Origin of the sequence: Photobacterium sp. 2_MG-2023 (assembly GCF_030547675.1) — a bacterium.
Taxonomy (GTDB): Bacteria; Pseudomonadota; Gammaproteobacteria; order Enterobacterales; family Vibrionaceae; genus Photobacterium; species Photobacterium arenosum.
Genome location: NZ_JAUOQQ010000009.1, coordinates 68,232 through 83,563 on the forward strand (window position 1 = coordinate 68,232; position 15,332 = coordinate 83,563).

At 51.1% G+C, this 15,332-nt stretch carries 13 protein-coding genes; 11 read left to right on the top strand and 2 right to left on the bottom strand.

Annotated elements, in window-relative coordinates; all coding sequences use genetic code 11:
• The 3 genes from Q4491_RS09250 (at position 1) to Q4491_RS09260 (ending at position 3,360) form a co-directional block, all read left to right on the top strand.
• Complete coding sequence (locus Q4491_RS09250; protein WP_303456805.1) at positions 1-897, top strand: SDR family oxidoreductase; 897 nt, start codon at positions 1-3, stop codon at positions 895-897.
• Between the two features lie 13 nt (positions 898-910).
• Positions 911-2,638 carry an aldehyde dehydrogenase family protein gene (locus Q4491_RS09255; protein WP_218387009.1) on the top strand — a complete coding sequence of 576 codons (1,728 nt, stop codon included), beginning with the start codon at positions 911-913 and terminating at the stop codon, positions 2,636-2,638.
• 98 nt (positions 2,639-2,736) lie between these two features.
• A complete protein-coding gene (locus tag Q4491_RS09260; RefSeq protein WP_218387011.1) occupies positions 2,737-3,360 on the top strand; it encodes a site-specific integrase in 624 nt (207 codons plus the stop codon).
• A 26-nt stretch (positions 3,361-3,386) separates the two neighbouring features.
• On the opposite strand, the gene Q4491_RS09265 is transcribed toward Q4491_RS09260, so the two are convergent.
• Entirely contained in the window at positions 3,387-4,700 is a 1,314-nt protein-coding gene (locus Q4491_RS09265) for a cytochrome c peroxidase (RefSeq protein WP_237795707.1), read from the bottom strand.
• Positions 4,701-5,448: 748 nt separating this feature from the next.
• Here Q4491_RS09265 and betI point away from each other — a divergent pair.
• From betI to choV, 6 genes are all read left to right on the top strand, one after another.
• Positions 5,449-6,039, top strand: a complete 591-nt coding sequence (betI, locus tag Q4491_RS09270; RefSeq protein WP_192017201.1) for a transcriptional regulator BetI — start codon at positions 5,449-5,451, stop codon at positions 6,037-6,039.
• An 85-nt stretch (positions 6,040-6,124) separates the two neighbouring features.
• Positions 6,125-7,585, top strand: coding sequence for a betaine-aldehyde dehydrogenase (gene betB / locus Q4491_RS09275; RefSeq protein WP_303456819.1), 1,461 nt, complete (start codon positions 6,125-6,127; stop codon positions 7,583-7,585).
• A 56-nt stretch (positions 7,586-7,641) separates the two neighbouring features.
• The gene (gene betA / locus Q4491_RS09280) at positions 7,642-9,336 is read left to right on the top strand and encodes a choline dehydrogenase (protein WP_303456822.1); all 1,695 of its coding nucleotides are present in this window, start codon (positions 7,642-7,644) and stop codon (positions 9,334-9,336) included.
• A gap of 156 nt (positions 9,337-9,492) precedes the next feature.
• Positions 9,493-10,437, top strand: a complete 945-nt coding sequence (locus Q4491_RS09285; RefSeq protein ID WP_237795704.1) for a choline ABC transporter substrate-binding protein — start codon at positions 9,493-9,495, stop codon at positions 10,435-10,437.
• Between the two features lie 68 nt (positions 10,438-10,505).
• Entirely contained in the window at positions 10,506-11,354 is an 849-nt protein-coding gene (gene choW / locus Q4491_RS09290) for a choline ABC transporter permease subunit (RefSeq protein ID WP_192017205.1), read from the top strand.
• A 2-nt stretch (positions 11,355-11,356) separates the two neighbouring features.
• Positions 11,357-12,565 (top strand): choline ABC transporter ATP-binding protein, encoded by a 1,209-nt coding sequence (choV, locus tag Q4491_RS09295; RefSeq protein ID WP_303456826.1) that lies wholly within the window; start codon positions 11,357-11,359, stop codon positions 12,563-12,565.
• 112 nt (positions 12,566-12,677) lie between these two features.
• Here the strand turns inward: choV and Q4491_RS09300 are convergent, their stop codons facing one another.
• A complete protein-coding gene (locus Q4491_RS09300; RefSeq protein WP_303456829.1) occupies positions 12,678-12,950 on the bottom strand; it encodes a hypothetical protein in 273 nt (90 codons plus the stop codon).
• 262 nt (positions 12,951-13,212) lie between these two features.
• Here Q4491_RS09300 and Q4491_RS09305 point away from each other — a divergent pair, with 262 nt between their 5' ends.
• Together Q4491_RS09305 and Q4491_RS09310 are read left to right on the top strand one after the other, a co-directional pair.
• Positions 13,213-14,859 carry a GMC family oxidoreductase gene (locus Q4491_RS09305; RefSeq protein WP_303456832.1) on the top strand — a complete coding sequence of 549 codons (1,647 nt, stop codon included), beginning with the start codon at positions 13,213-13,215 and terminating at the stop codon, positions 14,857-14,859.
• 46 nt (positions 14,860-14,905) lie between these two features.
• Positions 14,906-15,292 carry an alkyl sulfatase C-terminal domain-containing protein gene (locus Q4491_RS09310; protein ID WP_303456835.1) on the top strand — a complete coding sequence of 129 codons (387 nt, stop codon included), beginning with the start codon at positions 14,906-14,908 and terminating at the stop codon, positions 15,290-15,292.
• Positions 15,293-15,332 lie beyond the last annotated feature (40 nt).

The window sequence follows — 15,332 nt, forward strand, 5'->3', positions numbered from 1 at the left end:
ATGATAACGCATACTTTAAACCAAACGTTCGCTGATAAAATCGTCCTAGTTACTGGTGCATCAACCGGACTGGGTGCACAGGCTGCTGATTATTTAGCAAATAAGGGATTCATCGTATTTGCGGGAGTACGGGATACAGCCAAGGTTTCGCCATCACCATATACCAACATGCATTATGTAGAACTGGACGTCACTTGCGCTGAAAGTATTGAGTGCGCTGTTTCTCAAATTTCGTCTGTGCAAGGAGCTCGCCTCTGGGCTGTTGTCAATAACGCAGGAATCTGCGTTCCATCTCCATTAGAAATGCTACCGGTTGATAACCTTCGCAATCAGTTGGAAACGAATGTCGTCGGTCAATTACTCGTGACTCAGAAGGTGCTGCCTTTGCTACGGAAAACCCAAGGGCGAGTCATTAATATTACCTCTGGTTTAGGCAATCTTGCTTTACCTTACCTCGGTGCCTATTCAATTGCCCAATTCGCAAAAGAAGCTTTTAGTGATGCGCTTCGACGCGAACTTCATCATTCAGGTATTGATGTCATTATTGTGCAACCAGGTGCTATCAATACACCTATCTGGGATAAGTTTCAGGCCGTCGGTGAAGACATTGTCCAGCAAGCACCGAAACAACTTAAACTTATCTACAGTCGCTCATTCCACGAGTTTCTTGCGGCAAGCCCGGTACATGCTCAACAAAGCCCGACCACTGCCGAAGATTTTGCACATGTCATCTACAAAGCCTTAACGGATGAACACCCCCACACCCGTTATGCAGTTGGTGAGGATGCGACAAATTTCCGAATCAAAGCTCGGTCGCAAGAAGATCGTGAGCTTGATGAAGAATTATCAGCTGCAATGCCGAGACATCAAGAATTTCATGATGAACTGATGAACTGAGTTCGGGGAATACATGACTCAATCTCAAAGGAATGAAAAAGCTTACCGGGAGACCGGTAAGCTAAAAGAGGAAGTCGTAAATCAGTGGTGGCAAGCCCACCACTCACTTCTTCAAGACACGTTGGCAGCGATTGCCGACGGTATCCACTGGCAACCATTTTCAGATAATCTGGCAGACTACTTACCAGAACTAAAGGAACATGGCAGGCTCTCTTTTGAATCCATGCTGAACTCTCGTTTTCAGCTCCCCATGCATGAACACATCTCAGAATGGGTAACTGAAACACGCTCACCTTACGGACCTGCGCTGAACATTGCCTATCCGGTGATCCGTCCAGAAGTCGCGTGTACCTATGCATCTGAAACTTTATCCGTTTGGGGCAATATTCCCGTCAAGCAACGGGCAGCAATATTACTCGAAACAGTAGCCAGACTTCATCAGGCCAGTTTTATTTTCGCAGAGGCTGGAGTCCATACCAGTGGCCACAGTTATTTAATGGGATTTCATGCAAATGCACTCCATGCACAGTATCGAGCTATTGAATCTATTGCTCGCATGTTTCGAGAAATGGAACTACTGGAAACCAGTAATTGCTGGAAGATCAATATTGGTAACGAACCTGAGATGGGATTTCAACGAACCTTCATGACTCGTCCACTCGGACTCAGCCTAGTGATCTGCGGCAGGATTGTTCCCACTTGGAATGCTTACCCAGCAATCTTTGCTTCCTTGATGGCAGGCAACCCGGTTCTGGTAAAACCGCACCCGGATGCTATTTTACCACTTGCTCTGACCGTAAAGATTCTGCGAGAAGTTTTATCTGAAGTCGGTTTGCCCATTTCAATCATTACCCTGACACCGGACAGCCAGCAAGCCAAAATAGCTAAAGAGTTGGCAATGAACCCAGAGGTAAGAATTATTGATTACACCGGGCGAGAAAATATGGGGCAGTGGCTTGAAGTGAATGCCAGACATGCCCGGTTATTTCTTCAAAAAAGTGGAATTACTCCCGTAATTCTACATTCTTCAAACAATTACAAAGGCATGTTGCGCAATATTGCATTTGGTCTTTGCTCATATTCAGCCCAGTTATGTACTTCACCACGAGTACTCTGGATACCCTCAGACGGCATCCAGACACCTGAAGGAAAACATCCTCCTGAAACGTTTATTCAAGATCTTTCCGAGATGATGGATATCATTCTACAGCAAGCCGATACGCCTGGAGATATTCTCGGCGCACTTGTCATCCATGATGGCGAAACGGCACTGTCGAAAGCGAACAACGGTGAATTCGGCAGAGTTATACGTCAGGCACGTCGGATGTCACATCCGGTTTATCATCACGCACAGATATGGAGCCCAGCATTGATTTCGACAGAGCTTGCTCTGGAGCAAGCCAAGCTTCCTCCGGATGGCCCCATCACGCTCATCGCACTCGGAAAAACATTAGTTGAAGCAAACACAGGTATCCGCGCTCTCGCTTCCACGACAGGATGCCTGTCTGTTGGGCTCTACACATCTGATCCTTACATTGAGAAAAGTATGACTGACATGGCTGCAGATATTGGAGCGATTCTTTCTGTGAACTTTTCAGGGAGCTATTTCCTGAGTCAATCTGAAGTCTTCACTGATATTCATGGTGGTAGTGTAAATCCATCAGCAAATACCGGCTATGGGGAGCCAAGCTTTTATTCCTCACGATTCAGGCTGACAGAAACCCGGCGACAAACCTATTAGCATGCCCCGTAAATCTGACTTAAAACAGGGTCAGGCATCCTGTTTTTAACAATCATTTTTCCTACCCAACAATAGTAATTATAAGGAGTGTAAACGCGATGCCTCTCCCTCTTGAACTCACCAATACTGAGGCAATTTTTCTCTCAGCAAGCCATTCCAATGAGCCAGCCTTGGCACAATGCCTCATGGGGTTCTTTTTAAGTACAGGAATGAGAACTATCGAAATTTGTCAAATTCAAGTACAAGACATTATTGAAATTTCCGGCCAAATCCATGAGAAGATGATCGTCAGAGGCAATGCTGAGCGAGAAATTTACCTGACAAACCCAAAACTCAAAACACTTATTGTCAATTATGTAAATAATCGTCGTAAAGACGGCTATCATAGAAATTGTTTCCGCTGTTTTTCTCCTACTGCGCCCTTCTTCCTTCGTTCGAACGGCACCACTTTTCAACTATCTGCACGAAAGACGAGCCGTGGTCATATCAGCCTCAGTTGTCCGACATTGAATCAATTAATCAAAGTGATTCTTAAAGATGCAGGAATCCAATCTCCAAGTATTGATTCTGGCCGACGAACATTAGCACTCAAACTTAAATATCAGGTCGATAAAAAAGTCATTCACAATCTTTTAGGTAACAAAGATATTGCTACGACAAACCGCCTTCTCTCAAGTAAGCCGCTTAATATGAAGCAAATTTCGGAGATCACTCTCAGTTAAACTTTATTCCCATGAAATGATAAACATCAAGGTCCCGATTGATTGTTTTCCTCTGCTTCCTCTGGCGGGAAAGGATCACTGAATATAGGATTACTCAGGAAGCTGTCATCGGTCAGGGTTTCAAGGAAAGCCACCAGCGCTTCTTTGTCCGCCTGGCTTAATCCCATTCTGACGGGTCGTCCGGTGCGGTCTCTCAAATCGGGGCTGAGGTTAGCGTGGTTATTGATACCGCTGTTGTAGAACTCAATCACTGACATCAAATCAGGCAAGTGCCCATCGTGGAAGTAGGGGGCACCAACGGAGATATTGCGCAGGGATCCCGTTTTGAAGAATCCGGCCAGATTGCCGCCTACGCCCTGATCCGGGTCATTATTGCTGACTGAGCCATTGTTGTGATTTCTGTCCAGCACAAAGGCGGTGGTAGTGTGGCAATCAATGCAGTTCAGAGAATCAAACAAGTCCAGCCCTCTGAGTTCCTGAGCAGATAGCACAGGCGTTGGATCATTATTCAGTTCTGCCTGAACCGCCTGATCAAACCTGGACTCATAACTCACCATGGCCCGCATAAACTGGGACATCGCAAGGGCTATCCGCTGGCTGGTGATGGCTTCATCGCCGAAAGCCTCGGTAAACAACTGACCATAAAAACTGGTCTGCCCCAGCTTGGTTTCGAGATCAAACAAGTTCATGCCCATCTCTACCGGATCCTGAATCGGCATTACCGACTGTTCCTCAAGCGTTGCAGCCCGTTCATCCCAGAAGAAACGGCCGGGATCGTAATAGCGGGAATTGGTCAGCCCCATAGAATGGCGCCCTGTGTGCCCGCCATCAAACCCTGTGCTCAGTTGCGCCGGGTCGGTGAAACCATGCTCCTGTTGATGGCAGGAAGCACATGAGACAGTGTTATTGGCCGATAAACGGACATCATAAAACAGAATCCGACCCAGTTTCGCTACCGGATTGTTCAATTCGTTATCATTGGGCGTATTGTCTTCCGTCGCCACGCTGGTAAAGCGAATGTTATTAAATTCGGTACTGGACAAACTGGTGTAGTAACCAGGCTGGCCAGCCACATACGTTTCATAATCCGGGCTGGACTGGGTATCGGGTAATGGCAGTCCATCGATATCCACCCTGGGTTCCGGATCAGGATCACCATCGCCCGGAGACTGGCCATCGCCCGGGCCATCATCAGGACTGCCAGGTGTACCGTCGCCGCCTGAGTCACCGGGAGCCACAACAGAGGGTGAGTTATCCCCGCTTGTCGGTTCATCATCATCATTACATCCCGCGAGTGCTGTTATTGCCACAGCCAGCAAAAAGACATGTGAGTACTTCATGGTTACACCTCTGCCTAACCACTGCATTTGTTGTTATTCATCGAGGATCTGGCGGTGTAGGTCCCGCCTAATGAAAACAGTAGCAGTTGAGATGGCGGAAGGGTTTCTGAATAGTAAGACGCAAAGTCCCGTAGTTTTCGCGGTACTTGAAGTATTTTGCAGTCAGACATCACTTTTTTGACAATGCTGTCCAAGTGCTTTTCTTTCTCAGACGGGACAGGCAAGCCAATCCTGATCCTGGATGAAGCAACCACCCATCTTGGCGAAGAAATGGAACAGAAAATCCTGAATACCATCGCAGCCTGTGCCCCCCAACCAGATACAGCGGATTATTCACCACAATCCTCTCAACAACATCTGCGGTCTTCACCACCATTGGCTCATCGGCCAAGGTTCGCTACTGGAGGTTTCCAATGCATGATATTCAATTTCTCGTCACAGCGGTTCAAAACCGCTGAGTTCTGGCAGGCTGCCATGGCAACCACATAACTCAGAAGTCTAATAATTTAAGGCTATTTCTGCTCATATTTCACCCTTAAAACAGAACAAAACGGACAATCTTTCAAGTGTCCGTTTTACTGCATAACAGCCAGAAACCTTCATTCTTACAGTCACCCACAAGCAAGCAACCCTTCAAAATAATCACACAACTAAACATTACAACACTAAACATTTTTTTGACTTAGATCATTCGATGTGTCATTTTATTTTTAATTAATCGTTCAATTAAAAATATTGGTGACTGATCATGCCCAAAGTAGGAATGCCGGAAATCCGAAAACCACAACTGGTGGAAGCCACTATGGCAGCCATAGATGAAGTGGGGCTGGCAGGGGCCAGTGTGGCACTGATCAGCAGAAAAGCCGGTGTGTCACCGGGTATCATCAACCACTACTTTGGCGGTAAACACGGTCTGCTGGAAGAAACCATGCGTTCGGTACTGCGCCAGCTTTCGCATACTGTGATGGAACACCTGGCGAGCGTTGACAAGAAAGATGTCCCGGGCCGGATCAAAGCCATTGTCGCCGGTAATTTCGACAGCTATCAGGTCGACAACAAAGTCGTCAAAACCTGGCTGTCCTTCTGGGCGCAGGCCATGCACGACCCGCAACTTCACCGCCTGCAGCGGGTTAACGAAAAGCGCCTGCTGTCTCACCTTCGCCATGAATTAAAGCAAGTGCTGCCTGCTGACAAAGCCTTGTTTGTCGCCCAGGGCACAGCAGCATTGATTGACGGTATCTGGTTGCGGGGAGCATTAACACCGGGCGGTATCAGCCCGACTCAGGCGCAGTCCATTATTACCGATTACCTCGAAAAGCAACTGGCACCGTATCTTTAATCACAGTGTGCCAGCAAGCAGACACTCATCATTGTTCGGGACTGATGCAACCCCATCAGTCACGACTCAGGAGCAGAGAAACAGTATGACCAAGACATCCCTGTACATTCACGGCCAAGCCATTCAAGCCACTTCTGGTGAACACTTCACAACCCGAAATCCGGCCACCGGTGAAGTGATCGCTGAAATCGGCCAGGCCTCTGAAGCCGATATGGCGCGTGCAATTGAATCTGCCAAAGCTGGCTTTGCCAAGTGGTCTGCCATGAGTGGTGCCGAACGGGGTCGTATTCTGATGAAAGCGGTCGCGCTGCTGCGTGAACGTAACGACGAACTGGCGGCACTGGAAGTTCAGGACACAGGTAAACCGTTGCAGGAAGCGCTGGAAGTTGATATTGCGACAGGTGCCGATGTGATCGAATACTACGCCGGTCTGGCAGCCAGCTTAGCCGGACAGCAGCAGGATCTCGGTCACGGCCAGTTCTTCTATACCCGGCGCGAACCGCTGGGCATTTGTGCCGGTATCGGTGCCTGGAACTATCCCATCCAGATTGCTATGTGGAAGTCTGCCCCTGCGCTGGCGGCAGGTAACGCCATGATTTTCAAGCCGTCTGAAGAAACCCCGCTGACGGCACTCAAGCTGGCTGAAATCTATACCCTGGCCGGTGTCCCTGACGGTGTGTTCAACGTGGTTCAGGGTGATTATCGCGTCGGCCAGATGCTGTCACGCCACCCGGAAATCGCCAAAGTGTCCTTCACCGGTGAATGTGGCACGGGCAAAAAAGTCATGGCCGATGCCGCCGGCACCCTGAAAGACGTCACTATGGAACTGGGTGGTAAATCACCGCTGATCGTGTTTGACGATGCCCAACTGGATAACGCTGTGTCAGCCGCCATGATGGCGAACTTCTACACCCAGGGCGAAGTGTGTACGCACGGCACCCGAGTGTTTGTTCACGATGCGGTTTACGACGAGTTCCTGACTCGTCTGGCAGCGCGCACCGCCAAGCTGAAAATCGGCGACCCGAGCGATATCAATACCCAGATTGGCGCCCTGATTTCTGCTGATCATCTGGAAAAAGTGCTGGGCTTTATTGAAGCTGGCAAGCAGTCCGGCGCCCGCCTGCTGGCGGGGGGTGAACGCGTCACAGCAAATGGTCTGGACAAAGGTAACTTTGTTGCACCGACGATCTTCGCCGACTGCACCGACGACATGCCCCAGGTCAAAGAAGAAATTTTTGGCCCTGTAATGTCTGTGCTGCGTTTCAGTGATGAAGACGAAGTGATTCGCCGTGCCAACGATACAGATTATGGCCTGGCAGCCGGTATTTTTACCCAGAATCTGTCGCGCGCTCATCGTCTGATCGCTCGCATTGAAGCCGGTATCTGCTGGATCAACACCTGGGGCGGTTCTCCGGCAGAAATGCCGGTCGGCGGTTACAAGCACTCTGGTGTCGGGCGCGAAAACGGTCCGGACACCCTGAATCATTACACCCAGACCAAGAGTGTGCTGATTGAACTGGGTGATCTTGAATGCCCTTACCAGTAACCACGTATGTGGAAAAAACACGCCAAGCCAAAGTGAACAGACGTAAAGGGAACGCCATGAAGCAAGAATTTGATTACATCATTGTCGGTGCCGGTTCAGCAGGTTGTGTGCTGGCAGACCGCCTGACCGAAAGCGGCAAGCATCAGGTGCTGCTGCTGGAAGCCGGTGGCAGCGACAAGAGTATTTTTATTCAGATGCCAACGGCGCTGTCGTACCCGATGAACAGCGATAAATATGCCTGGCAGTTCGAGACTCAGCCGGAATTTGGCCTGGATGGCCGTCAGCTGCACTGCCCGCGCGGTAAAGTGCTGGGTGGCAGCTCATCGATCAACGGCATGGTGTATGTCCGTGGTCACGCCTGCGACTTCGACGAATGGGAAGCACACGGCGCGGCAGGCTGGAGCTACCGTGAGTGTCTGCCCTACTTCCGCCGTGCTGAAAAATGGAAAGACGGTGAAGATGCCTACCGCGGCGGAGACGGCCCGGTCGCCACCTGTAACGGTAATGATATGGCGCTCAATCCGTTGTATCAGGCCTTTATTGATGCCGGTCAGCAGGCAGGTTATCCGGCAACGGACGATTACAACGGTTATCAGCAGGAAGGTTTCGGCCCTATGCACATGACGGTGGATCAGGGGGTGCGGGCCTCTACCTCGAACGCTTACCTGCGCCGGGCAATGAAACGCGGCAATCTGACCGTACTGACGGGTGTGTTAAGCCGCAAAGTGGTACTGGAAGGCAAAACAGCCACCGGTATTGAGTTTGAACGCAGCGGTATGGTGCAAACAGCGACGGCGAGAAAAGAAGTGATTCTGTCGGCCGGTTCGGTCGGCTCACCGCAATTGCTGCAGCTGTCGGGCATTGGTCCGAAAGCCGTGCTGGAAGAGGCTGGTATTGAGGTGAAACACGACCTGCCGGGCGTGGGTGAAAACCTGCAGGATCACCTGGAAGTCTATTTCCAGTACGCATGTAAAGAGCCGGTGACCCTGAACAGCAAGCTGGGCCTGATCAGCAAAGGGATGATCGGCACCCGCTGGATCCTGTTCAAAGACGGACTGGGTGCCACCAACCACTTTGAGTCCTGCGCCTTCATCCGCTCGCGGGCCGGTCTGAAATGGCCCAATGTGCAGTACCACTTCCTGCCAGCCGCGATGCGTTACGACGGTCAGGCCGCTTTCGACGGTCACGGTTTTCAGGTCCATGTCGGCCCGAACAAGCCAGAGAGCCGCGGCCGGATCTGGGTGACATCGGCTGATCCGAAAGCCAAGCCGGGTATTGAGTTCAACTACATCAGTACCGAGCAGGACAAGCAAGACTGGCGCGATACTATCCGCCTGACCCGTGAAATTCTGACCCAACCGGCAATGTCGGCGTACCGAGGACAGGAGATCCAGCCTGGCGAAAATATCCAGAGTGATGAAGCCATTGATGCCTGGGTTCGTGAAAATGTCGAAAGTGCCTATCACCCGTCCTGCACCTGCAAAATGGGCAGCGATGAGGATGCCATGGCGGTATTGAACAGTGACTGCCAGGTGCGTGGCATCGACAGTTTGCGAGTGGTCGACTCCTCTGTCTTCCCAACTATTCCCAACGGCAACCTCAACGCGCCAACCATCATGGTGGCAGAAAAAGCCGCCGATAAGATTCTGGGCAAACCTGCCCTGCCCGCGGCGCATGTGCCGGTCTGGATTGCGGACAACTGGCAGGATCAGCAACGCAGCAAAGAACCTGAAGCTGCTGACGCGAACTAACGCTCAACGTTGAACAACAGCACCTTTTAGTGGTGGTGAAACCCACCACCACAGGGCCACTGCATGCCTGTTTTCAGTCAGCAGGCGGGCCTGCCACTCACGCCTCAGCCGAACACGAGGCTAAATAACAGCAACGAAATGGATAAAGGACACGTCATGACGACAATCAAGAAAACCATCAAGTACACTGCATTTGCGACACTTTTTGCTGCCGGTACCCAGCCTGTTATGGCTGCGCAGTGCGACACGGTGCGCTTCTCTGATGTGGGCTGGACCGACATCACTGCCACCACAGCCGTGACCAGCGAAGTACTGAAAGGTCTGGGTTACAGCACCAAAACACAGCTGCTGTCTGTACCTGTGACATATTCTTCCATGGCCAATGGTGACATAGATATCTTCCTCGGCAACTGGATGCCAACCATGGAAGGTGACATTGCCAAATACCGCGACAATGGCACCGTTGAAACTGTTCGCGCCAACCTCGAAGGCGCTAAATACACCCTGGCCGTGCCGAAATACGTTTACGATGCCGGCGTGCACAGCTTTGCCGATCTGGCGAAGTTCGAAGACAAATTCCGCGGCCGGATCTACGGCATTGAACCGGGTAACGACGGCAACCGCCTGATTCAGGACATGATCGACCAGAACGCCTTCGGACTGGAAGACTTCCGTCTGGTGGAATCCAGCGAAGCAGGCATGGTTTCTCAGGTCAAACGTGCCGTAAACCGTGATCAGTGGGTGGTTTTCCTGGGCTGGGCGCCGCACCCGATGAACAACAATTTCGAACTGAAATACCTGGACGGCGGGGATGATTTCTTCGGCCCTAACTACGGCGGCGCCAGCGTGTTTACCAATGTTCGCAAAGACTACCTGCAAACCTGTCCGAACGTTGGCCAGTTGCTGCAAAACCTGACATTCAGCCTGGAGATGGAAAACACCCTGATGGGTGACATTCTCAACGATCAGAAAAAACCAGCAGCTGCGGCGAAAGCCTGGCTGAAAGACAACCCGGCCGTGCTGGATAAATGGCTGAAAGACGTGACTGCTCTCGACGGCAGCAAGGGCACTGACGCCGTGAAGAATTACCTGAACATTTAATAATTTGCCGCAGGTGCTGAACCTTGCGCCTGCGGCCGCTTTTGTTGTACCCCTTTTAAGGAGTTAATGTGAATTTTATTACCGATCATAAGATCCCACTGGGCGAATGGATGGCAAATCTGGTCGACTGGCTGACTTTTAATGCGGCCGGCTTTTTCGACGCCATCTCCTACAGCCTGGAATCTCTGATCATGATGCTGGTGGATGTGTTTAAATGGATGCCGCCTGCCGCGCCGATTCTGATCACCGCGCTGCTGGCCTGGGCGCTGCACCGCAGTATTTCGCTGGTCGCTTTTGTGGTGGTCGCGCTCTTGTTGATCCTCAATCTGGGCTACTGGCAGGAAATGCTGGAAACCTTTGTACTGGTGCTGACCGCCACTTCAATTTCAGTGCTGGTTGGCGTGCCCATCGGCATTATGGCAGCGCACCGGCCGTGGCTTTATACCCTGATGCGGCCGATTCTTGATCTGATGCAGACTATCCCGACTTTTGTATATCTGATCCCAACCCTGGTGCTGTTCGGTCTGGGTGTGGTGCCGGGCTTAATTTCCACCATTATTTTTGCCATTGCTGCTCCGATTCGACTGACCTACCTGGGGATCAGCCGCGTACCGGAAGAACTGCTCGAAGCAGGTCAGGCCTTCGGTGCGACACGTTCCAAGCTGCTGTTCAAAGTAGAACTGCCGGCGGCAATGCCAAACATCATGGCGGGTATTACCCAATGTATCATGCTGTCTCTGTCTATGGTGGTGATTGCCGCGCTGGTGGGTGCCGATGGTCTGGGTAAACCCGTGATCCGCGCACTGAATACCGTGAACATTTCGCAGGGCTTTGAAGCAGGTCTGGCGATTGTACTGGTCGCTATTATTCTCGACCGCCTGTGTAAAACCCCGGCCAGCAAAAATCAGGAGGGCTGAACATGACTGCCATTCGAATTGAAAACTTAGACGTCATCTTCGGTAAAAATACCGAGCAGTCACTGGCACTGCTGGATCAGGGCAAAAGCCGTCAGGAAATTATTGATGAAACCGGCGATGTGGTCGGCGTGAATAACGTCAGTCTTAACGTACAGCAAGGCGAGATTTGTGTCCTGATGGGCCTGTCCGGCTCAGGTAAATCCAGTCTGCTACGGGCCATCAACGGCCTGAACCCGGTTTCGCGCGGTAAGCTGGAAGTACAGGACGGCGATGGCATGGTCGATCTGGCCAGCTGCGATGCCACTAGCCTGCGCCACATGCGAACCGAGCGTATTTCCATGGTGTTTCAGAAATTTGCCCTGATGCCCTGGTTATCTGTGCTGGATAACGCAGCATTTGGTCTGGAAATGCAGGGCATCAGTAAATCTGAACGCCGCCGCCGGGCGATGGAAAAACTGGAAATGGTAGGGCTGGCTGAATGGAAAGACAAGCTGCCGCACGAACTGTCAGGCGGGATGCAGCAACGTGTCGGCCTGGCCCGTGCCTTTACCATGGACAGCGATATTCTGCTGATGGACGAACCGTTTTCGGCGCTGGACCCGCTGATCCGCAGTCAGTTGCAAGACGAGTTGCTCGATCTGCAACGCAAACTGAATAAGACCATCGTCTTTGTCAGCCACGATCTGGATGAAGCGCTGAAAATCGGCAATAACATCGCGATCATGGAATCCGGTGAACTGATCCAGCACGGCAAGCCGGAAGAGATTGTTCTGAAGCCTAACACTCAGTATGTCAAAGATTTCGTCGCCCACACTAACCCGCTTAACGTACTGCGTGGCCGCTCGCTGATGACACCGACCAGCGCGCTGGAAAACCTGGAAGACATGCTGATCCTCAACCGTCACGAAGGCACCCGGCTCAATACCAATGATGATGGTGAAGTACTGGCGGCACGTCGTCAGGATCAGGATCTGGCGCTGCAAAGCTGGCACCAGGGCGATGACCTTGACAGCCTGACTCAGACGCACATAGTGACCACCAGCCCGGACATCTCAATGCGCGATGCGCTGGAAATCCGCTACCGTACCGGACAACCTGTGCTACTGACCGAGCAGAAAGAGGGTAACAAAAATAAATTGGTGGGCGTGCTGTCCGATCAGGACTTCTACCACGCCTTATTGGGGAAACACTTTGAGGCGAAATTGGCGTAATATCGGCTCAAGCCCTTTCAGTCAAAAGCACGCTGCGTAGCGTGCTTTTTCTTACTATTATTCTCCCCATCACTCCCTTTCCCTGCCAGCCATACCTTCGCAACTTCGTACACTAATACCTATCCAACTCAGGGCTAGCCACCAGCTTACTCCAAAATACTGACAGGCCTTCACCAGAACGGATTCTCTCCGCCCATACCGCACCGACAATCAAGCCAATGGCAGTGAAACTCATCACCACTGCCCCATTGACTTCCCCCAGCACCAAACAAACCGGCCCGGCGAGTAACAAACCAAACATCGCAGGGGTAACAGCGAGCATTATCCACATCGAAAGAGCAATCAGCCCAGAGACAGCTTTCAGCACAGTGACATCCTTATCCACAGGGTAATCCGCTTACCAGATAGTAAGATCCTAATCGCTAATGCACTATGTTGCACTTTTGATTGCCAGGAAATGTTATGAAATGTGATCCTGTACCAGAGGCAAGCGATTGCTTATAAAGTAATGATTTTTAAGTAATAAATTTTCATTAATTTGACATAATTTATAAAAACGACCAGATGATAATGATTTGGCGTCCTCAGCAAAAAGCAAAATGTTAACAGTTTGATAAAATATCAGCAGTTGCTTGCAAGGAGGCACTATGAAATCTCGTTATGATTATATTGTTGTCGGTGCCGGTTCTGCTGGCTGCGTACTGGCAAACCGCTTAACAGCCGATGGAAAATACTCAGTGCTGGTGCTGGAAGCCGGCCCATCGGATAAAACGCCCGTTGTCAGTACCCCTGGTGCCTTCGCGTATTTCATGTTTTCCAGGAAATATAACTGGGCCTACAACGCAACGTCCAATCCTGCACTGCGTAACGGACAACCGGTTTTCGTACCGCGAGGCAAAGTGCTGGGCGGCAGTTCTTCCGTGAACGCTATGCTCTATGTCCGTGGTCAAAAAGAGGATTACGACCATTGGTCTGCACTGGGCAATTCCGGCTGGGGCTTTGATGATCTGTTGCCTTACTTCAAGAAATCCGAATGCAATGAGCGCGGGGCCGATGCCTTTCATGGTGACAGTGGCCCGCTGCATGTCAGTGACCGTCAGGCCCAGTATCCGCTCACAGAGGCTTTTATTCAGGCCAGCCAGCAGGCCGGATTCAAATTCAATCCAGATTTCAACGGCGCTGCTCAGGAAGGCGTGGGTTATTACCAATGCACGATTAAAAATGGCCAGCGCTGCGGTGCTGCCCGTGGTTATCTGCACCCGGCCATGGAACGGAAAAACCTGACCGTACTGACGGAAGCCACAGTAAAAAAAGTCGTTATTGAAGATAAAAAGGCCATTGGTGTCAGCTTCGCCTATAAAGGGCAGGAGCTCACTTTCCATGCTGATCAGGAAGTTATCCTCAGTGGCGGTGCCATCAATTCACCACAGCTGCTGATGCTGTCGGGTATCGGCGACCAGGATCACCTCGCAGCGCATGGCATTGACTGCCAGCACCACTTACCGGGCGTCGGCGAAAACCTGCAAGAGCATGTCGATGCCTGCATACTGGTTAAAAGTAAGAAAAAAGACGGCTTCACCGCTTCACTCGGCGGCCTGTTGCGTATGACTCCCGATACACTGAAATATGTGCTGAAAAAGGAAGGCAAGCTGTCAAATTCCATCACTGAAGCGGGCGGATTTATCAAATCCCGGGAGGATTTGGATCGCCCTGATATCCAGCTGCATATGTTGCCGTTGCTGTTTGACGACAGCGGCCGCGATTTGAAACTGATGGCTCAGCATGGTTATTCCTGCCACGTCTGTGTACTGCGCCCGAAAAGCAGCGGGACGGTAAAACTCCGTTCGGCAGACCCTGCTATGGCACCAGACATTGATTTTAACTTTTTCGCCCATGAGGAAGATAAAAAAGTGCTGGTCGACGGCATTCGGCAGTTACGTAAGATTCTGGCGGCGCCGGCTTTCGATGGCTACCGGGCTGAAGAACTGAATCCGGGCATTGAAGCAGACACCGATGAGGCAATCTTTGACAAGATCAAACAGCACATAGGTTTGGTCTATCACCCGGTTGGCACCTGCAAAATGGGTCATGACGCGATGGCCGTAGTAGATACCGAACTCAAAGTGTATGGCGTGAAAGGCTTGCGCGTGGTGGACGCTTCTGTGATGCCAACCCTGATCAGCGGTAATACCAATGCGCCGACTATCGCGATTGCAGAAAAAGCCGCTGAGCTGATACTCAACAGACCAGCCAGCCACCAGCAGCAACATCACACAGACAGCATCACTGCTTAATGCGCAACACATCCGCATTTAAAAACCGGCTGCGAAACTCAGCCGGTTGTTCCTGCAGCGAGGCGATGAATACGCTACCGGATTTGCTCAGAGAGTTGATTGCGGTAGCGGCCCGGCGTTTCTTCCGAACGCAGAAAAAGCGGAAGGGAAAAAACTCACACTTAACTTTGTGTTCCCGGATCGTGATGAACGCTATCTGCTGGAGCTGGAAAACAGCCACCTGAACAACATCAAAGGCCAGCAAAGCGATAACGCCGATGTCACCATCACCATTAACCGCAGCGATATGGACAACATGCTGATTAAACAGCAAAGCTTCCAGCAACTATTGCAAGACGGTAAGGTCACAACCCAAGGCAATGTTCAGGCCTTTGGTCAGCTGATGGGCATGATGGACGAATTCCCGTTCTGGTTTAAGATTGCCACGCCTTAATCGCAGGCTACTCTGTGTTTCATTCTGCAAAGCCGCTGAC

What these genes read in the sequence shown, in the direction of transcription:
- Q4491_RS09250 (WP_303456805.1), top strand. Translation starts at nt 1, where the DNA reads ATGATAACGCATACTTTAAACCAAACGTTCGCTGATAAAATCGTCCTA.
- Q4491_RS09255 (WP_218387009.1), top strand. Translation starts at nt 911, where the DNA reads ATGACTCAATCTCAAAGGAATGAAAAAGCTTACCGGGAGACCGGTAAG.
- Q4491_RS09260 (WP_218387011.1), top strand. Translation starts at nt 2,737, where the DNA reads ATGCCTCTCCCTCTTGAACTCACCAATACTGAGGCAATTTTTCTCTCA.
- Q4491_RS09265 (WP_237795707.1), bottom strand. Translation starts at nt 4,700, where the DNA reads ATGAAGTACTCACATGTCTTTTTGCTGGCTGTGGCAATAACAGCACTC.
- betI (WP_192017201.1), top strand. Translation starts at nt 5,449, where the DNA reads ATGCCCAAAGTAGGAATGCCGGAAATCCGAAAACCACAACTGGTGGAA.
- betB (WP_303456819.1), top strand. Translation starts at nt 6,125, where the DNA reads ATGACCAAGACATCCCTGTACATTCACGGCCAAGCCATTCAAGCCACT.
- betA (WP_303456822.1), top strand. Translation starts at nt 7,642, where the DNA reads ATGAAGCAAGAATTTGATTACATCATTGTCGGTGCCGGTTCAGCAGGT.
- Q4491_RS09285 (WP_237795704.1), top strand. Translation starts at nt 9,493, where the DNA reads ATGACGACAATCAAGAAAACCATCAAGTACACTGCATTTGCGACACTT.
- choV (WP_303456826.1), top strand. Translation starts at nt 11,357, where the DNA reads ATGACTGCCATTCGAATTGAAAACTTAGACGTCATCTTCGGTAAAAAT.
- Q4491_RS09305 (WP_303456832.1), top strand. Translation starts at nt 13,213, where the DNA reads ATGAAATCTCGTTATGATTATATTGTTGTCGGTGCCGGTTCTGCTGGC.